Annotated in this window: 18 protein-coding genes; 15 read left to right on the top strand and 3 right to left on the bottom strand. The window is 64.2% G+C overall.

Annotated elements, in window-relative coordinates:
- The first annotated feature begins 4 nt into the window (after nt 1-4).
- The 10 genes from ACVILI_RS11100 (at nt 5) to ACVILI_RS11055 (ending at nt 9,275) form a co-directional block, all read left to right on the top strand.
- The gene (locus tag ACVILI_RS11100; protein ID WP_240564756.1) at nt 5-1,765 is read left to right on the top strand and encodes a hypothetical protein; all 1,761 of its coding nucleotides are present in this window, start codon (nt 5-7) and stop codon (nt 1,763-1,765) included.
- A gap of 23 nt (nt 1,766-1,788) precedes the next feature.
- A complete protein-coding gene (locus ACVILI_RS11095; RefSeq protein ID WP_038644876.1) occupies nt 1,789-2,463 on the top strand; it encodes a hypothetical protein in 675 nt (224 codons plus the stop codon).
- Nucleotides 2,464-2,551: 88 nt separating this feature from the next.
- Nucleotides 2,552-3,655, top strand: a complete 1,104-nt coding sequence (locus ACVILI_RS11090) for a hypothetical protein (RefSeq protein WP_019860046.1) — start codon at nt 2,552-2,554, stop codon at nt 3,653-3,655.
- Between the two features lie 30 nt (nt 3,656-3,685).
- Complete coding sequence (locus ACVILI_RS11085) at nt 3,686-4,522, top strand: hypothetical protein (protein ID WP_038644874.1); 837 nt, start codon at nt 3,686-3,688, stop codon at nt 4,520-4,522.
- Nucleotides 4,519-5,553 carry a DUF4438 domain-containing protein gene (locus tag ACVILI_RS11080; RefSeq protein WP_019860048.1) on the top strand — a complete coding sequence of 345 codons (1,035 nt, stop codon included), beginning with the start codon at nt 4,519-4,521 and terminating at the stop codon, nt 5,551-5,553. Before ACVILI_RS11085 ends, ACVILI_RS11080 begins: the two co-directional genes overlap by 4 nt.
- A 43-nt stretch (nt 5,554-5,596) precedes the next feature.
- Entirely contained in the window at nt 5,597-6,298 is a 702-nt protein-coding gene (locus tag ACVILI_RS11075) for a hypothetical protein (RefSeq protein ID WP_069091418.1), read from the top strand.
- Between the two features lie 16 nt (nt 6,299-6,314).
- Entirely contained in the window at nt 6,315-6,671 is a 357-nt protein-coding gene (locus tag ACVILI_RS11070; RefSeq protein WP_019860050.1) for a hypothetical protein, read from the top strand.
- A gap of 661 nt (nt 6,672-7,332) precedes the next feature.
- The gene (locus tag ACVILI_RS11065) at nt 7,333-7,791 is read left to right on the top strand and encodes a hypothetical protein (protein ID WP_457102440.1); all 459 of its coding nucleotides are present in this window, start codon (nt 7,333-7,335) and stop codon (nt 7,789-7,791) included.
- Nucleotides 7,788-8,603, top strand: a complete 816-nt coding sequence (locus ACVILI_RS11060; protein ID WP_019860051.1) for a trypsin-like serine peptidase — start codon at nt 7,788-7,790, stop codon at nt 8,601-8,603. Before ACVILI_RS11065 ends, ACVILI_RS11060 begins: the two co-directional genes overlap by 4 nt.
- 183 nt (nt 8,604-8,786) lie before the next feature.
- Nucleotides 8,787-9,275: a response regulator transcription factor gene (locus ACVILI_RS11055; protein ID WP_038644870.1), complete on the top strand. Its 489-nt coding sequence runs from the start codon at nt 8,787-8,789 to the stop codon at nt 9,273-9,275.
- A gap of 270 nt (nt 9,276-9,545) precedes the next feature.
- On the opposite strand, the gene ACVILI_RS11050 is transcribed toward ACVILI_RS11055, so the two are convergent.
- The gene (locus tag ACVILI_RS11050; protein WP_038644868.1) at nt 9,546-10,985 is read right to left on the bottom strand and encodes an FAD-binding oxidoreductase; all 1,440 of its coding nucleotides are present in this window, start codon (nt 10,983-10,985) and stop codon (nt 9,546-9,548) included.
- 199 nt (nt 10,986-11,184) lie between these two features.
- On the opposite strand from ACVILI_RS11050, the gene ACVILI_RS11045 reads away from it, so the two are divergent.
- A complete protein-coding gene (locus ACVILI_RS11045; protein WP_038652195.1) occupies nt 11,185-11,661 on the top strand; it encodes a carboxymuconolactone decarboxylase family protein in 477 nt (158 codons plus the stop codon).
- Nucleotides 11,661-12,518 (top strand): sigma-70 family RNA polymerase sigma factor, encoded by an 858-nt coding sequence (locus ACVILI_RS11040; RefSeq protein WP_038644866.1) that lies wholly within the window; start codon nt 11,661-11,663, stop codon nt 12,516-12,518. The genes ACVILI_RS11045 and ACVILI_RS11040 overlap by 1 nt, the downstream gene beginning before the upstream one ends.
- Nucleotides 12,519-12,525: 7 nt before the next feature.
- Here ACVILI_RS11040 and uxuA read toward each other — a convergent pair whose 3' ends face one another.
- The gene (gene uxuA / locus ACVILI_RS11035) at nt 12,526-13,710 is read right to left on the bottom strand and encodes a mannonate dehydratase (RefSeq protein ID WP_038644864.1); all 1,185 of its coding nucleotides are present in this window, start codon (nt 13,708-13,710) and stop codon (nt 12,526-12,528) included.
- Between the two features lie 101 nt (nt 13,711-13,811).
- Between uxuA and ACVILI_RS11030 the strand changes: the two genes are divergently transcribed.
- The gene (locus ACVILI_RS11030) at nt 13,812-14,597 is read left to right on the top strand and encodes an SDR family NAD(P)-dependent oxidoreductase (RefSeq protein WP_038644862.1); all 786 of its coding nucleotides are present in this window, start codon (nt 13,812-13,814) and stop codon (nt 14,595-14,597) included.
- Between the two features lie 37 nt (nt 14,598-14,634).
- On the opposite strand, the gene ACVILI_RS11025 is transcribed toward ACVILI_RS11030, so the two are convergent.
- Entirely contained in the window at nt 14,635-15,249 is a 615-nt protein-coding gene (locus ACVILI_RS11025; protein ID WP_038644860.1) for an alpha-ketoglutarate-dependent dioxygenase AlkB, read from the bottom strand.
- A 138-nt stretch (nt 15,250-15,387) separates the two neighbouring features.
- On the opposite strand from ACVILI_RS11025, the gene ACVILI_RS11020 reads away from it, so the two are divergent.
- Together ACVILI_RS11020 and ACVILI_RS11015 are read left to right on the top strand one after the other, a co-directional pair.
- On the top strand, nt 15,388-15,588 hold the full coding sequence (locus ACVILI_RS11020) for a KTSC domain-containing protein (RefSeq protein ID WP_038652192.1): 201 nt from the start codon (nt 15,388-15,390) through the stop codon (nt 15,586-15,588).
- Nucleotides 15,589-15,667: 79 nt separating this feature from the next.
- Nucleotides 15,668-16,633 carry an SDR family oxidoreductase gene (locus tag ACVILI_RS11015; protein WP_027047185.1) on the top strand — a complete coding sequence of 322 codons (966 nt, stop codon included), beginning with the start codon at nt 15,668-15,670 and terminating at the stop codon, nt 16,631-16,633.
- The last annotated feature ends 8 nt before the right edge of the window (nt 16,634-16,641 follow it).

Raw genomic sequence — 16,641 nt, 5'->3', positions numbered from 1 at the left:
TGTCATGGTCGACGTATTTACAGCCGCCGCCAGCCCGGTCTCGAAATTTCGGTCTCCTGCCACGGTTGCCGTGGACAATCTGCTGCGCAAGACGCTTCGCGTCAGTGACCCGCGCGATCCCGACCAGATCGCCAACGCTCTCTTGAACTTCTATCCCGAGGAAGCAGACAGGGATCGACGCGAACAAGCCGGCCTGCCTTATTCGAGCGTGCCCGACTATGTGCCGCAAGCCCGCAACACGGGCCCGTCTTCCGTCGAGATGGCACAGGCGCAAGACGATCTCGAACGCGACCTGCAGACGCTTTCGACCTCCTCGCCGCTGAAGGACATCCGCATCGAGATGATCGGCTGGGGCCGCTCGATCCGGCAGCTCGCCAATGATGGGCTGGCTGCCGCCAGGCTCGCTCTCGATTCGGTCAATCACGACCGTGCCATGTCGGCGCGCCGCCAGCTCGGCGAGTATTCGCGCCTGGCGCGCTATGTCGGCACGCTCACCGACGGCAGCGCCATCCTGTTCAGGCGGTTTGCCCAGAGCTGCGATGTGCTGGCGGGGCTCATTCTTGTCGCCATCGGCGAGGGGCTGGCGTCCAACGGCATCACCCGCAGCACCTCGATCGTGCGTTCGGCCGCCGGAGAACTGCAGGCACGCCGCAACGCCGTCATCATGGCGCTGCGCAGCCTGACCGGTTCGGTCGAAAGCACGCTTGGCCAGGAAGACTGGCCGCGCGGCATCGAGGCCTACCGAAATCTGGTGCAGCAGCTGGAGGCCGGCGGCCAGGCTGATCTGCGCGCGCTGCTGGAAGAGAACGCACTGTCGCAAGCGATGGACGACCTTGTCGACCTCTCGACCGGCGCAAGCGTCGAAGGCTTGCGCGAGCTGTCGACCGCGTCGGCGATGCTGGTCCACCGCTTCCAGCGCCTGATCCAGTTAGGCCAGAGCATCCCGGTTCCGATCGACGTGCCGATCACTTCAGGCCCGCCGGAATCGCCGCCGCTGGTGGCATTCGTCTCCAGCCTGCAGCTGTTCGTCGACGCCTTCGTCTCGAAAGGCAGCTCGCGGCTGCTCTACGTGGCGCGCCCGCCGATCATCGTCTATGGCCTCTACGGCGCCGGCGGACCGGACCAGGGTGCCATCCGCCTGATGAACCTGACCATCGCGCGCGGTTTCCTGCTCGAGCAGGTCGACTGCTTTGCCGGCTGCGGCTGCGATGACGACGACATCTCCTGCCAGGTGCTGCTGGATTACCTGCTGTTCCTGCTCGACAGAGCGATCGACCTCTATGCGGTCGGCACGGATCCGGACGGCCTCGGCGAACAGGAAAGGCGGGCTACCGCCGTTGGCCTCGCCATCGGCGCGGCGCTGGACCTGACCGACCAGTTGAAGAATCCGGGCGTGCTTCTGTGTGAATTCGGCGACAAGCTGAAAAACAAGCTCGGTGTCATCCGTGATGAGTTGCTCGACCCATTCGGCGCTCCTGGGGCTTGGGACCCGGGCCTGAAGTCGCTGATGGTGCGTGAGCTGCGTATCGCCTACCAGGCTGAGGACCAGACGGAACGCCTGGTGCGTTCGCTGACGCCGCAATGCGACTTCAACGTCTTCAATTTCCGCAACAATCAGTCGCTGATCCGCTGGATGATCCGCGCGATCCTCCAGGATATGTTCGGCCTTGGTACCAATCTGCCGAGCCCGGTCCAGATGCCCTCGCCAATCGCCAGCTCGATGGCGAGCATGGGTCAGAACCGTCCCGACTACTGGTCGGCCTGAGCTGGCAGGAGAGGAGCACGACAATGGCTGCGAAGATTCCGTTTCCCTACCACCCGGCCAACAAGTTCCACGCCGGGGTCAAGGCCCGCTTCGAGATCGAGGCCGAGACACCGCAATCGATCGATCGGCTGACCGACAAGGTCGTCACCAGCGGCGACGGGACCATGACCGCCATCGGCGACGTTGCCAGCGCAATCAGGGAGTTCCCCGATGGAAAACGGTCGAAGCAGATTTTCGACCGGCTGATAGCCGCGATCGAAACCATCGCGACTGGACTGCCCGATGGCGACGCCATCGACAAGAAGCTCGGCGAGATCACCACGGCGATCAACAGGTTGGATGAAACGGTGCAGTCGCTTGGTCTGCGCGACAAGGACAATGTCACGGCGCTCTATGCCGCCGCTGTCGACACGTCGGGCGACATTGTCGGCCGGACGATCGCTGGGCGTTGGTTCAACCAGGCGAAATTCGCGTCGTTGCAGGACATCGTGTCATTCCAGAAGGGCAAGCCGCAGGAGAATCGCCGCAACGAGTTCGTCAAGCGCCTGCGCGATGCCAACACGTTCAGTGGCGGCCTGCCGTCGGTCGTCACCGATAGCGAACTGGTTCGCTTCTTCGACCTCGCGCCAGCCGTGATGAACGCGATCGCCGCCAGCCAGGACGCAGCGTCAGGCGGCCAACAGCCGCCAAGTGCCTGAGAACCCAAGTGCCTGAGATCCCAAGTGCTTGAGAAACCAAGTGCCTGAGAACTATGAGCAGCCAATTCGAGCAAGATGAGGTCTGATTATGGCTAGTGAATCCAACCAGGTCATCCAGCGGCTGTTCCAGCGCTTCTTCAGGGACGAGCTGGCGGGTTTGTCGCCGGCTGACCGCGCCGCTTTCGAGAGCGAATTCGAGGGTCGTTACGGGGAACTACTTGATCGCTCGTCCAGTGCCAAGACCACCAGTTTCGCCGACCTGGTCGGCTTCGGCGACGGACCGATCAAGCCGTTCGATTCGCTGCAGATGCCGCTGCTGCGCAACGATTTCGACGAATCGATCATACCGCCGCAGCTTCAGGCATCGGCCGAGCTCTACTACATCTACCAGATGGACCGCATGAAGCTGTTCCAGGTGGTCGATGTGCTGCGCCGCCTGTTCCAGAACGGCCAGATCCGCATCCAGCGCGGCCCCGGCGCGCGCGGGCTCTACATCCTCGAGAAATGGCGCCCCATCCGCTACAAGCGCCGCGACCGGCTGATCGCCTATCGACGCGTCTTCAACTACGGTCGCGCCCCGGTGCCCGCCGGAGCCATCGTCAACCGCAGCTTCCACTTCCAGCTGGTCGCCTTCATGAATGCGATGTCGCAGTACTTCCAGGATCTGACCATCGGTCAGGTTATTCGCGGCAGCTCCACCATCAACGACCGGCCCTTCGCAGCGCTGGCCACGGTGCAGCGCGTCGGCACCGACCTGCGCTATCACCTCGACCGTTCGAGCTATGGCAACATCCTGGCCCTGACCCGTGAAACCGGACAGTACGTACAGCAGATCTTCGAGCTGTTCGACGCACCGGACATCAAGAAATCCTTCGACGCCAACACCAAATGGGACGTTATCGAAGCCGTCGCCAACCGTCATCTGGGCGGCGCCACCGAGATGTCGGAACGCGCCAAGATGGCCGATGCGGGGCGCAGGATCCTGCAATACATCGCCGAGAACGATTTCCGCACGACGATCACGCCGGAGGAGTTCGACGCGGACGCCAAGAAGATGGGCGCGCAGGCCGACGCATGGCTGGCGGCCTACCGGCTGACACGCGAAGGGCGGCGCTTCCCCGGCCTCGACGGCGATCGTGTGCACTGGTCATATGGGCTGAACCGCAACACCGCGTCGCGAATAGCCGCCTGAACCGTTCGCCGGGACTGAAGGGTGTCTGCGATGGACCACCAACTTGCTCTTGCGGGGCGTTTCGCGGCCAAGCCGCCGAACATCGTCATCGACGCCCCGCTGGCGCTGTCGCCGATGGGGCTGCTTGTGACGGTAACGCTTTCGCAATCAGCGCGGGTGTGGCTGCCGCGCGGCTTCTACACCTTGCTCGACAACGACGAGTACTATCGGCGCCGGCCCGATCAGATGGGAGGCGGCTGGCTCGCCCCCGGCACGCGCGATGCCATCCTCAGGGAATTGACCCTGGAGCTCGAACCGTGGCGCCGGGCGTGGCAGAACGGCCGCCTGTCATCGCGGGTGCACTGGATCGGCGACGCCCAGTATGAGAGCGCGCTGCCCGAGCGCGAGGAAACAGCCCTGTTACCGCGCTTTGAAGGCTGCTGCGCCGCGCTTGAAACACGTCTTGGCGATGCGGCCGGCACCGCCGCTCCGCTCGACGAATGCGCGCGCGACGTGATCGCGCTCTCCGCCGCGCTTCAGCCCGATAGCACCTACATTCTCACCATCGCCGGCAATGACGGCGCCAGGCCGCCATTGTGCGACTATCTCGAGCGGCTGGCATTTCCCGCCAAACGCCATCCTGGAGCAACCCCCGGATGGTCCGGCCCGGCGCTGTGGCCCGCCGCGGCTCCAATCGCCGCGAGCGGCCGCAATGCGGCGATCGTGCAGGTGGTCGCCCCGGTCATCCTGGCGCTGCCCGACGGATGGAGCGAGACCGACTGGGCGCTAGAAGATCCGGCCGACCACGATGACGGGACGCCGGACGATCCCTGGCGCAATGCCTGCGCGCTCTGGTACGATGTCGTGCCGGCGGAGGCCGCGGCATGAAACCGCCCCGCATCCACCCGGTGCATGGGCTGCGCACCAATGCGCGCGACCTGGTGATGATCAGCGTCGCCGGACAAGTGGCATCGCCGACCGAGAGGGGCACGCCATGGCGCATCGGTTACGACGGCAGGCCGCGCTCGCTGCCGGGTACCGGCGGCATCGTGCTCAACCATCGCGTCGGCGACCCCTGTGTCGGGCTGGCCGGCGACCATGTCGAACCGGCAGTGTCGATCCGCAACGAAGCGCGCGCCGCCGGCGGCAACCCTGACGCCGCGAACCAGGCGCTACAGAGCTATTCCTGCGTCGGCAACCACGCCATCGTCACGTCAGGACGCGCGGTCGGCGCACGCGGCGTGGTGACCGGCAAGCATGGCGGCGTCGACACCGTGCTGATCGACTTTCCGCTGCCGGCGATGCGGCAGATGGCGATCGGCGACCGGATCCAGGTCTGGGCTTACGGGCTTGGCCTGCGCCTGACCGACTATCCCGACGTCGCGATCTGGAACTGCTCGCCAAGGCTGCTGGCGCGCTGGCGCCCCGTCGAGCGCAACGGCAGGATCCACGTCAAGGTGACGCACCGCATCCCTGCCCGCGTCATGGGCTCGGGTCTCGGCCGCAACAATGTGCTGCGCGGCGACTACGACATCCAGATGTCCGATCCCGGCATGGTGCGGCGCTACAAGCTCGGATCTCTGCGCTTCGGCGACATTGTCGGCATCATGGATGCCGACAACCGCTATGGCCGGTCGCGGCTGGGAGGACATGTGTCGGTTGGCGTCATCGTGCACAGTGACTCCACTGTCGCGGGTCACGGCCCGGGCGTCGTCTCGCTGCTTTCAGCGCCTGCCTCTGTTCTCCAGCTGGAGCTCAGCCCGGACGCCAACATCGCGCGCTACCTGGACATTCGCCCACCCCGACCGGCACGGCCGTCCTTTCCCTTGCCGACCGTCGAGCAGAGGGAACGAACCGTGGCAAGGCTGCGCCGGCGGGCGACGGCATCGGACGCAAGCATGGTGGCCGGATCCGGCTAGATCCGAGCCAGAGGGGAAAACGAGTTACGAGAAAGGGATCGGCATGTCATATCTCGACGAACAACTCGACGCGCTGGTCAACGAGGCCGCGCAAACAGTCGCTCACCGCTCGCCATGCGGCTGCGCGCGCTGTCGCCGGCAGCAGGGCTTTCGCGCCGTCGAGGTCAGGCGCCGGCATTTTCCGAGTTGCGGCTGCGGCAGTTGCGGAGACGTCGCTTCCTTCGACGAGACAGCCACACGGCGCGGGCGCACCCCGAGGCCGGCACGCGGCCAGACTTCGATGCGGGCGCGCGGGTCGCAACTGCCGGGCTGGCGCGGCTGGACGCCGCCGGTCTCGCTGGCGGCGATCGACGCGGCGCGCACCGCCGTGAGCCGGGGCGGACACGTCGATGCTTTGCTGCGGCCGTTCCTGGCACCGGGGCCGCAGGTCTATCGCATCACCCGCGCCGGCATCGACCGCGACCGGCCGCTCAGCATCGGCATGACCAAGGGCAACAATTCGATCGCGCAGAGAATTGTCGAACACTACCGGCAGCCGAGCCGGGCCGACCCCAGGGTAAACACCGCGATCCGCAATCTGCAGCCGGGCCAGATCCTGGTCCAGGCAGCCCGGCTCACCCGCCAGGCCATGCATCCAAGGCGGGCCAGGAACTACGAAGGCTGGCTGCAGGACCGGGAGCGCCCGCTGCTCTACGACCCCAACAGCACGACATTCGATGAAACGGCGCTGATGCGCAACAGTTGAACCAAGGGAGATTCCCATGCACGGGCAAGCCGCAACTCATGCAAGGTCGGTATGGGCCGACCTCGACGCCATCGTTCTTCAGGAGGTCAAGGCGCTGCACGCCGCGTCGCCGCGCCCAGCTGAAACACCCTTCGGCTCCGACGAGGAATTCATGGACCGCGCGGCGGCCTATCTCGAAGGCCGTGGCGACGAGGCTCATCTTCTGATGGAGCGCCTGCGCGGCCTGCTTGGCCTCACTGCAAGTGCTGGCGCGGATCAGGCCGAGGCGTCGCAAGAGCCCGCGCATGAAGGTGGGATCGATGATGCGGCGCAACCGGGAGCCATGCCGGCAGATGCCGCCTCGCCGGGAGCCGAACACGAGCAAGAAACATGATGCTGTTCTCGACCGCGCCGGACGGGCAAGCCGCAACTCATGCAAGGTCGGTATGGGCCGACCTCGACGTGGTAATCCGTCGAGACGCGGGCCAAACGCCACTCGGTTCGTAGTCTTCGCTCGGAAGGCTTGCCAGACACGCTCGACGCTCTCACAGGCCGCAAGCCGCAACTCATGCAAGGTCGGTATGGGCGCAGCCGCCCCAGAATGCACGCACGCCGTGACACGGGCAAGCCGCAACTCATGCAAGGTCGGTATGGGCCGACCTCGACGAAACATCCTGACGTGTGAACCAATCCAATCCGGCAGTGTCTGGGTCCAGGTCGCTTCGGCATAGGTCAAGCTGGGCAAGCCGCAACTCATGCAAGGTCGGTATGGGCCGACCTCGACTGCCGCAACTCATGCAAGGTCGGTATGGGCAAGATGGGCCCAGTTCGGCTCTGTGCGCCGCCGCGTGCCCTGCTTGACCTTGCGACGGGCAAGGGGCCGCTCAACCCGATTGCCGCTGCGCGCCGCAGATTATCCTGCACCGTACTGCGTGCGCACGACCGCAATCTCGCGGGAGCTGGTCCCGCTTCCGCAAGCCGAAGCATTTGTCTCAACTGTCTCACAGCCTTCTCTTTGCCGGCATCAAAATGTCCTCGTCATCGCGAGGTAATTGATGCCAAAGTTGCTGACCCAGGAGGTAATCTTCAGTGCCGAAAACCGGCCGGTCTTTGGTTGGAATGGTGGCCGGCTCATACCGGACCGGTGTTTGATCGGAATGGCGGCCGGCTTCACGTCGGAATCCGCAGTCGGTATGGCCGACCTCGACGCCATCGTTCTTCAGGAGGTCAAGGCGCTGCACGCCGCGTCGCCGCGCCCAGCTGAAACACCCTTCGGCTCCGACGAGGAATTCATGGACCGCGCGGCGGCCTATCTCGAAGGCCGTGGCGACGAGGCTCATCTTCTGATGGAGCGCCTGCGCGGCCTGCTTGGCCTCACTGCAAGTGCTGGCGCGGATCAGGCCGAGGCGTCGCAAGAGCCCGCGCATGAAGGTGGGATCGATGATGCGGCGCAACCGGGAGCCATGCCGGCAGATGCCGCCTCGCCGGGAGCCGAACACGAGCAAGAAACATGATGCTGTTCTCGACCGCGCCATTCGAACTCGACCGGCTAGCGGACGAAGCGGACTATGCGGTGGTTGGACCGACCGACGGGCGCGCCAGGGTCACCCACACCAACCGCTTTCCGCACAGCGCGGTCTGCCACATCGAGCGCGATTTCGGCGACGGCAGGTTGACCGGATGTACCGCCTTCCTGATTTCGCCGACGCGGCTGTTGACCGCGGCGCACTGCATCACCAGCCCGATCCGTCAGCGGCTTGGCCTGCCCAATCTTGCCGTGCGCATTCGTGTCACACCGGGTCGGGCCTCGCGTGACGCGCGGCCCTTCGGCTGGCAATGGGCCAAGCAATGGCACGTCAACCCGCCTTACCGCCGCCGTCCGTCAGGCCTGCACGATGTTGGATTGATCGAACTCGAGCGGCCGTTTTCGCCATCGCCCGGACACTTCCAGCTCTGGTCGCCGAACCGTCAGGACCTCGAGCGGCTTCGCACCACGCGTCTGCTGCACATTTCGGGTTATCCGGCCGACAAGCCGGACGGCACGCAATGGGAGCATTCCGAGCGCCTGGACCGGATCACCGAACGGCAGCTTTTCTACAGTGTCGATACCTGTCCGGGGCACAGCGGCGCTCCAGTATGGATCCATCGCCAGCAGGCCGGCGTACCCGTGGTGATCGCGGTTCACACCGCCGGTCCACGTCCGCATTCGGGTGGGGCCTGGGGATGCCGGCCCGGCGTGCCGCTTGCCCCAGCGGGCCTGTTCAACCGGGGCGTCAGGCTGACCCCCGATCTCTTGCGTTCGATCCGCGCCGGATTCAGGCGCTGAACTGGGAAAATTGACGACCCAACGATAATTTTTGGAATGCTAATATTTCGAAAAGTGCTATAGTCCAGACTATCTATGCAGCATTCATACTGGTCGCGCCGGGGTTCGGCGGCGTGGCAGTTTTGTTGGGACGCCAGGGGCTTGTGATTGTACTGAGTTTCCTGCCAACTGGGGCGTTCGGCCATGATTGCACGTGCCGAGAACTTGCAGAGACTTTCCGACTTCGCTGATGAGATTTCCGCGTCACGAAAAGAGTGCGACCCGGAAACGGATACTTCGAGCTTTGTCGTGAACGGCCATTCGCTGGTCGCCATCCGTTACGCGGACGATCGCGGTGATCCAAACAATCATGTAGATCAGCGCCGGCCAGTAGGACGCATCGTCTGCGCCGGCACGCAATACCTGATCTATGACGCCGTCTGCATGCCGGGCGCCACCGCCGATCTTCCGCTCTCGGCCGCCGAGATATTGACCCGGCGTGAGCTGCAGATAGCCCTGCTGATCAGTGACGGAAAAGTCGACAAGGAGATCGCAAGGCAGCTCGGCATCAGCGGCTACACCGTACGCGAGCATATCCGGCGGATTTTCGCGAAGCTGAATATCGGTCGCCGCTCTGCGATTGCGTCCTGTGTGCTCGCGGGTCGGGCGGACTTTCGCCAAGACGCGCGATAGGGTCAGTCGAACGGCTTTTCGAGGGATCCCCGCCGTCCTCGTCGAGATCCGGCAGGATTTGCTGGCGAGCCGGGCCGGCATCGAGGAGTGGGCGAACCGGCTGGCGACGGCGCTGCCCGCGCATGAGACCGAGACGGTTTCGTGAGGACCAGCGCCTGACGCGGTGGCAGTCCATGTGAACTGAGCCGCTGAAGAGCCAGACCCATGGCCATGCGAAAGCCCACGCCTGTTGCGGAGACGCGGGCTTTTCGTCACTGCCATGCGGGCGGCTCAGGCGGCCTGCTGGCTTTGTTTCGGCCGCAAATTCTGGTTTATGCGGAACAGGTTCAGCGGGTCATAGCGCTGCTTGATCTCCAGAAGCCGCTGGTAATTGCCGCCATAGGCCGCTTCCACCCGGTCGACCTCGTCCTCAGGCATGAAGTTCACATAGGCCGTGCCGGCAGCATAGGGCTTGGCCGCCTCATAGAGGCCGCGCGCCCAGCCGATGCAGGCCCTGTCCATTGCCGGTTCGCGCCAGCGGGCATGAACATTCATGACGAAGTGCGAGCTGCGTTGCGGAAACGCCGTCGCGTTCTGCGCCACACGGCCCGCCGCACCGCCGACATGGCCGATGAATATCTCGCATTCCGGGCCAGGAAGCTCACGTATCGCTTCGGTAACGACCTCAACTGCCCTGTCGGAGAGCTCGGTGAAGTCGTGGCTCTTCCAGTAGTTACGGGCGCCGGGGGCGAGCAATGGGTCGAATGCCTGCTGCCAGCCGGCAAACGGGTTGGGGCCAACGACATCGGCAATCGGCGAGCCGATGGCGCGAAGCTTCTTCGTCGCCTTTTCACCCGCCTGGAGATCACCGCAATAGCACATGGCCAGCACCAGAACATCCTTGCCATGCCACTCCGCCGGCAGGAAGGGCAGTGGCGGCGCTTGCCGCATGACCACCCAGCAGGTCAGTTCGTCGGGCGCTGTTTCGAGCGCGTTGCGATACTCCTCCAGCACCTTCTCGGCATCGGCGAAAGGATGCACGACAAGCCCCGACAGAACCTGGGGACCCATCTGGTGGAGCTGAAACTCGAATGCCGTGACAATGCCGAAATTGCCGCCGCCGCCACGCAGTGCCCAGAACAGGTCCGGATTTTCCGTCTGGCTGGCGCGCAGCAACTTGCCGTCGGCGGTGACGACATCGGCGGAGACCAGATTGTCGATGGTCAGGCCGAATTTGCGGGTGATCCAGCCAAAGCCACCGCCCAGGGTCAAGCCCGATATGCCGGTGGTCGAATTGATGCCGGTCGGCACCGCCAGCCCGAAGGCCTGCGTTTCGCGGTCGACATCGGCGAGCGTGGCGCCGGGTCCAACCCATGCCCGCCGTGCGGCGGGATCGACCCGCACCGACTTCATCGGCGACAGATCAATCATCAGGCCGCCATCGCAGACGGCGCTGCCGGCAATGTTATGGCCGCCGCCGCGCACGGAGACGAGAAGCCTGTTTTCCCTGGCGAAATTCACGGCACGAATGACGTCGGAGGCGCCGACGCAACACACGATCAGCCCGGGCCGCCGGTCGACCGTGGCATTCCAGATGGTGCGGGCTTCGTCGTAGGCAGCGTCCCCCTGCTGAAGCAGTGTGCCGCGCAATTGTGCCGAAAGCGCTTCGATGGCTGCAGCGTCGACTGTGGTCTTGCCGCGGTCAAGCGTGGTGAGGCTCATGGTGTTCATGGTTTCCTCCCGATTTGCTTATGAGCCGAACTCCTTCAAACGCCTTCAATTCTGCTCTTATATTAGGCATCGCGCAAGTTATGAGCCAGACGGTGGGCCGCCGAATGACGCGCATCAACGGACGAAAATTCTGGCGTGCATGTCACACTGGCAGATGCTGCTTCGTCATGTGGTCGGCACCAACAGAAGGAAGCCCACCATGACTGAAAAAATCGACCTCTTCGCCGCTGCCCCTTCGCTGATGAAGAACTGGCAACGCTCTTCGATCGAGCTCTCCGCCGCCGCCAGTCTCGAGCACAGCCTCACCGAACTGGTGAAGCTGCGTGCCTCGCAGATCAATGGCTGCGCCAACTGCATCAATCTTCACGCCACCGAGGCGCGTGAGAACGGGGAAACCGAGCAGCGCATTTACCTTTTGCCGGCCTGGCGCGAGGCGCCCTGCTACAGCGACCGCGAACGCGCGGCACTTGGCTGGACCGAGGCCTTGACCCGACTCTCGGAAGGTACCAGCCATGCAAGCGCCTTTGACGAGTTGAAGGTGCATTTCACGGAGGAGGAGCAGATCAAGCTCACCTTGACGATCAACATCATCAACGCCTGGAACCGTATCGCTGTCGGTTTCGGCCTCTATGCCGACCCGGCTGCCGTGAAGGCCGCCCGGGTGGCCGCGGCCTGATGACGAGCTCAGCGCCCGACGACGCCGCTGCGGGCTTCGGCCCGCTGCGCCCCAAGCTCATGCGCGTCGCCTACCGCATGCTGGGTTCGGTGTCGGACGCCGAGGACGTCGTGCAGGAGGCCTTCATCCGCTGGATGAAGGCCGACCGCGCCGCGGTGCGCGAGCCCGAGGCATTCCTGCGCCGCACGGTGACGCGGCTGTGTCTCGACCAGCTCAAATCCGCGCGACGCAAACGCGAGACCTATGTCGGCCCCTGGCTTCCCGATCCCGTTGTGGAAGAGGACGAGGTGGAGGACGTCACCTTGCCGCTGATGCTGGTGCTGGAGCGCCTGTCTCCGCTCGAGCGTGCGGCCTTCCTGCTGCACGATGTGTTCGGGCTTGGGTTCGACGAGGTCGCGGCCGCCATCGAGCGCGACCCGGCGGCCTGCCGCCAGCTGGCGGCCCGGGCGCGTGGCCATGTCCGCGAGGCGCGGCCCCGCTTCACGGTGGAAAGGCAACGCGGCCTAGCGCTTGCCGAGGCCTTCTTCACGGCCTCGCGCAGCGGCGACATGAAGGCGCTTGGCGCCATGCTCGCGACCGATGTCATCGCCCATGCCGACGGTGGCGGCAAGCGTCCGGCGGCCACCCAGCCGGCCCTGGGCTTCGATGCCGTCATGAGACAGTATGAACAGGTCGCGGCCTGGTTGCGCACGCATGGCTCGAAGCTTGTCCGCGTCGGTTTCATCAACGGGTTGCCGGGGTTCGTCACCCTGGAAGCCGATGGAGAATTCCAGACCACCGCACTCGACATCGAAGACGGCAAGATCGCGGCCATCTATGTCGTGCGCAATCCCGACAAGCTCAGACATCTCCACTAGGCGCCGCTCAGGCCAGCCCGAACTGCTCCACGGCGCGCATGATGCCACGCAACTCGGCGAGACCCTTCAGCCGGCCGATCAGCGAGTAGCCGGGATTGATCTTCTTCTTGCCGATGTCGTCGGCAAGAAGGTGGCCGTGGTCCGGCCGCATCGGGATGCGCCAGTCGGCACGGCCCTCCTTGCGGCGGCGTGCCTCCTCTTGCATCAGAGCCAGGATGACATGCGCCATGTCGGTGCCGCCCTCGAGATGCTCGGCTTCATAGAACGAGCCGTCCTCCTCGATGGTGATGTTGCGCAGATGGACGAAATGGATGCGGTCGGCGAATTCCTTGACCATGGCGACGATGTCGTTGTCGGCGCGCGTGCCGTAGGAGCCGGTGCAGAAGGTCAGCCCATTGGCCGGGCTGTCGACGGCGTTGAGGATGAAGCGCGCATCCTGCGCGGTGGAAACGACGCGCGGCAGGCCATAGAGCGAAAAGGGCGGGTCGTCGGGATGGATGCACATGCGCACCCCCTCCTCTTCAGCGACCGGAATGATCTCGCGCAGAAACCAGGCGAGGTTGTCGCGCAACTCCTTCGGCCCGATCCCGTCATACTCCGCCAGAGCCTCGCGGAAACTGTCGCGGTCATATTTGCGCTCGGTTGCCGGCAGGCCGGCGATGAGGTTGCGCTCGATCTGATCGACCTGCTCCGACGTCAACGCCTTCAGCCGCTTCTCGGCTTCGGCGATCCGCGCCGGCGTATAGCTGGCGGCGCCGTTCTTGCGCTGCAGCACGAAAAGATCATAGGCGGCAAAATCGATGGCGTCGAAACGCAAGGCATAGCCGGTAGTCGGCAGGCGATACATCAGGTCGGTGCGCGTCCAGTCCACCACCGGCATGAAATTGTAGCAGATTGTTTCGATGCCGGCCTTGGCGAGCGTGCGGATGCTGTCGCGATAGTAGCCGGCGTAGCGCTCGCGTTCCGGCGCGCCGATCTTGAAGGAATTGTGGACCGGGATGCTTTCGACCACCGACCATGTCAGGCCTGCGGCCTCGATGATCCGTTTGCGCTCGAGCACATCGGCTTCGGGCCAGGCTCTGCCGTCGTAGATGTGGTGAAGCGCCGAAACCACGCCGGTGGCGCCAGCCTGTCTGACATGATCGAGTGTCACCGGATCATCCGGACCATACCAGCGCCAGCACTGTTCCATTGCAACTTTCCTTTTTGCGAGAGACCGGCAACCTATTGTTTGACACCGATGAGTGTCAAACTCAGAACCACGTTTTGATAGCGCATGAAGGAGCTCCCGCGATGAAGGATTTCGACGGCAAGGTGGCATTGGTAACGGGGACGACCGGCATCGCGCTCGCTACCGCAAGGCGGCTGGCGCAGGGCGGTGCGGCGATCATCGCCTGCGGCATCGATCGGGCCGCCAATACCGCCCTGCAGGAAAGCCTTGCCAAGGCCAGAGCGGACGCGCTGGTGCAAACAGTCGACGTGTCCGTTTCCGACCAGGTGCGTGACGCGGTCGCGGCCGGCGTCAAACGATTCGGCGGCATCGACGTCATCGTCAATTCCGCCGCGGTCCATCCGTACGGAACCGCGACGACGACCGATTGGGAAACCTGGAACCGGGCGATGACGGTCAATGTCGGCTCGATCTACCTGACCGCACATTTCGGCATCCCGGAAATGATCAAGCGTGGCGGCGGCGCCATCGTCAACGTCGCTTCGGTGCAGGGCTTCGCCTGCCAGCAGAATGTCGCCGCCTATGCCACGACCAAGGGCGCCATCCATACGCTGACACGCTCACTGGCGCTCGACTACGCGGCAGCAGGCATAAGGGTGAATTCGGTCAGCCCGGGCTCGATCCGCACGCCCATCCTGGAGAAGGCCGCGCGTGGCGACCACGGCAGCGACGCCGATGTCGAGGAAGCCTACAAGCGCTTCGGCGCGGCTCATCCGCTTGGCCGCATCGGCGAGCCGGAGGAAGTGGCGGAGTTGATCGCTTTCCTGTGCTCGTCCAAGGCCGGCTTCTGCACCGGCGCCGACTACAAGATCGACGGCGGCCTGACCGCCGGCATCGGAGTGAAGTAGAGCCTCGGCGATCGGCCTGGCTTCGCCGGAGCGATTTTCAGGGGATCTGTGACCGCAGCGTCCGCAGGGTGATCGAGTAGCGATGCTCGGCAAGCGGGGGAATGCTGTGTTCCCACTCCGTGCGCGAAGGTCCCGTCATGAGATAGGCCGATCTTGGCTCGACGACGATGGTCCGACGCTCCCACCGGTCACCGCTCTTTCGCCGAAGCCGGAAGCTGCAGGGCGCCAGCAGCGAGATGCCGGCGACATCCTCGAAATGCGGCTTGTCGCGATGCCAGCCAATACCGGCGCCAGGCCGGTATTCATTGATCAGCACCTGCGCGAAAGCCTCGACGGGCCGGCGCGCAAGGGCCGCGACCCTCTCGCGCACAGGCAGCAGGAAGTCGGGGATCGGCAGCGCCTCGACGACTTCGCGCCGGTCATAATCGTAGCGCATGCCAAACCCGACGACACGCCGGTTTGCCAGATGGCCATGGAAATCGAACGCCTGGAACGGCAGTCCCTCGAGATGCCGGGCAAGCTCTGTCTCTTCCTGCGGCGTGATCAATCCCGGCTGGTAGGCAAAACCTTCGGGCAGATCCTGTGCGGCACCAAAGAGATCATGCTGGAATGCCGGAGTGCGACCGGTGGCTTTCGATTTGAGTGACGACATCCCGCCTAGATGGTGAGGGCCGAGCCGCAGAGCAATATCGGGTCGCTCTTGGGTGCGCGACAGATAGTGCTGTGGCGAAAGGCAGGGAACCGGACCATTTCTGGCGGATTTATCTGGCTGAGCAGTCAGGTTGCCAACATGCCGTCGGCCGCGATCCGGAGCACACAATACGATCCCGCGACCAGAATCCTCTCCATCTGGTTCGTGCCGAGCGGCCATCGCTACGACTATGCGGACGTTGCCCCGGCAACCTATGCCGCTTTCAGGAAGGCTGCCTCGAAAGGCCGCTTCTTCAATGAATTCATCAGGGATCACTACAGCTACCGCCGCGTGGCATGACGCTGGCGGCAAGATCGTCTTTTGCGCAAACCTTTTCGTCCGACGCGCGTTGTTCTTCCTCGAAGCCGAGGAGACAGACATGCAGAGCAAGACAGCCAGCGAAGCCGCCAAGCAGCGTCGCATCCAGCGTGGCATCGATGCCAGGGACAAATCGAAAGGCAACGGCAAGGGCCAGCACGCCATGCAGGCCGGCGCCCGAAAATATCCGGAGCCACCCTTTCCCGAGCAACATCATCCCAAGCCGGGGGATGAATGGGCGATCGACCCGGCGCCGCTCTACGATGCGCCCTTCTATCTCGGATCGAAAAAGCTCGAAGACAAAGTCGCTCTCATCACCGGCGGCGATTCCGGCATCGGCCGTTCGGTGGCGGTTCTGTTCGCCCGCGAGGGCGCTGACATTGCGATTGTCTATCTGGCCGAGGACAGGGATGCCAAGGCGACAAAATCCGCCGTCGAAGCGGAAGGACGGCGCTGTATCCTGGTGAAGGCAGACGTCAGCGAACGCGACCAATGCCGCAACGCGGTGGCGCAAACGGTCAAGGCATTCGGCCGCATCGACGTGCTGGTCAACAATGCGGCATTCCAGATTCATTCAAGCGAGTTCGCCGAACTGACCGAAGAGCATTTCGACACGACGCTGAAGACCAACCTCTACGGCTATTTCCATATGGCACAGGAAGCCGTGCCGCATATGAAGCCGGGCTCGGCCATCATCAACACCGGTTCGGTCACCGGCATAGACGGGTCGAAGGCGCTGGTCGACTACTCCATGACCAAGGGAGGCATCCATGCCTTCACCCGCGCCCTCTCCGGCAATCTTCTCGGCAAGGGCATCCGGGTGAACGCGGTTGCACCGGGTCCGGTATGGACCCCGCTCAACCCTTCGGACAAGGAAGCCGGTGACGTTTCGAAGTTCGGCGCGGATACACCGATGAAGCGGCCGGCGCAGCCGGAAGAACTCGCACCGGCCTATGTGTTTCTCGCCTCGCCGCATTGCTCGAGCTACATCACCGGCGAGATATTGCCCGTGGTCGGCGGCTACTGAGGTCAGTG

It is taken from the genome of Mesorhizobium sp. USDA 4775 (assembly GCF_054062655.1).
Note: the sequence above shows the minus strand (reverse complement) of the source record. Positions and strands in the feature narration are given on the sequence as shown.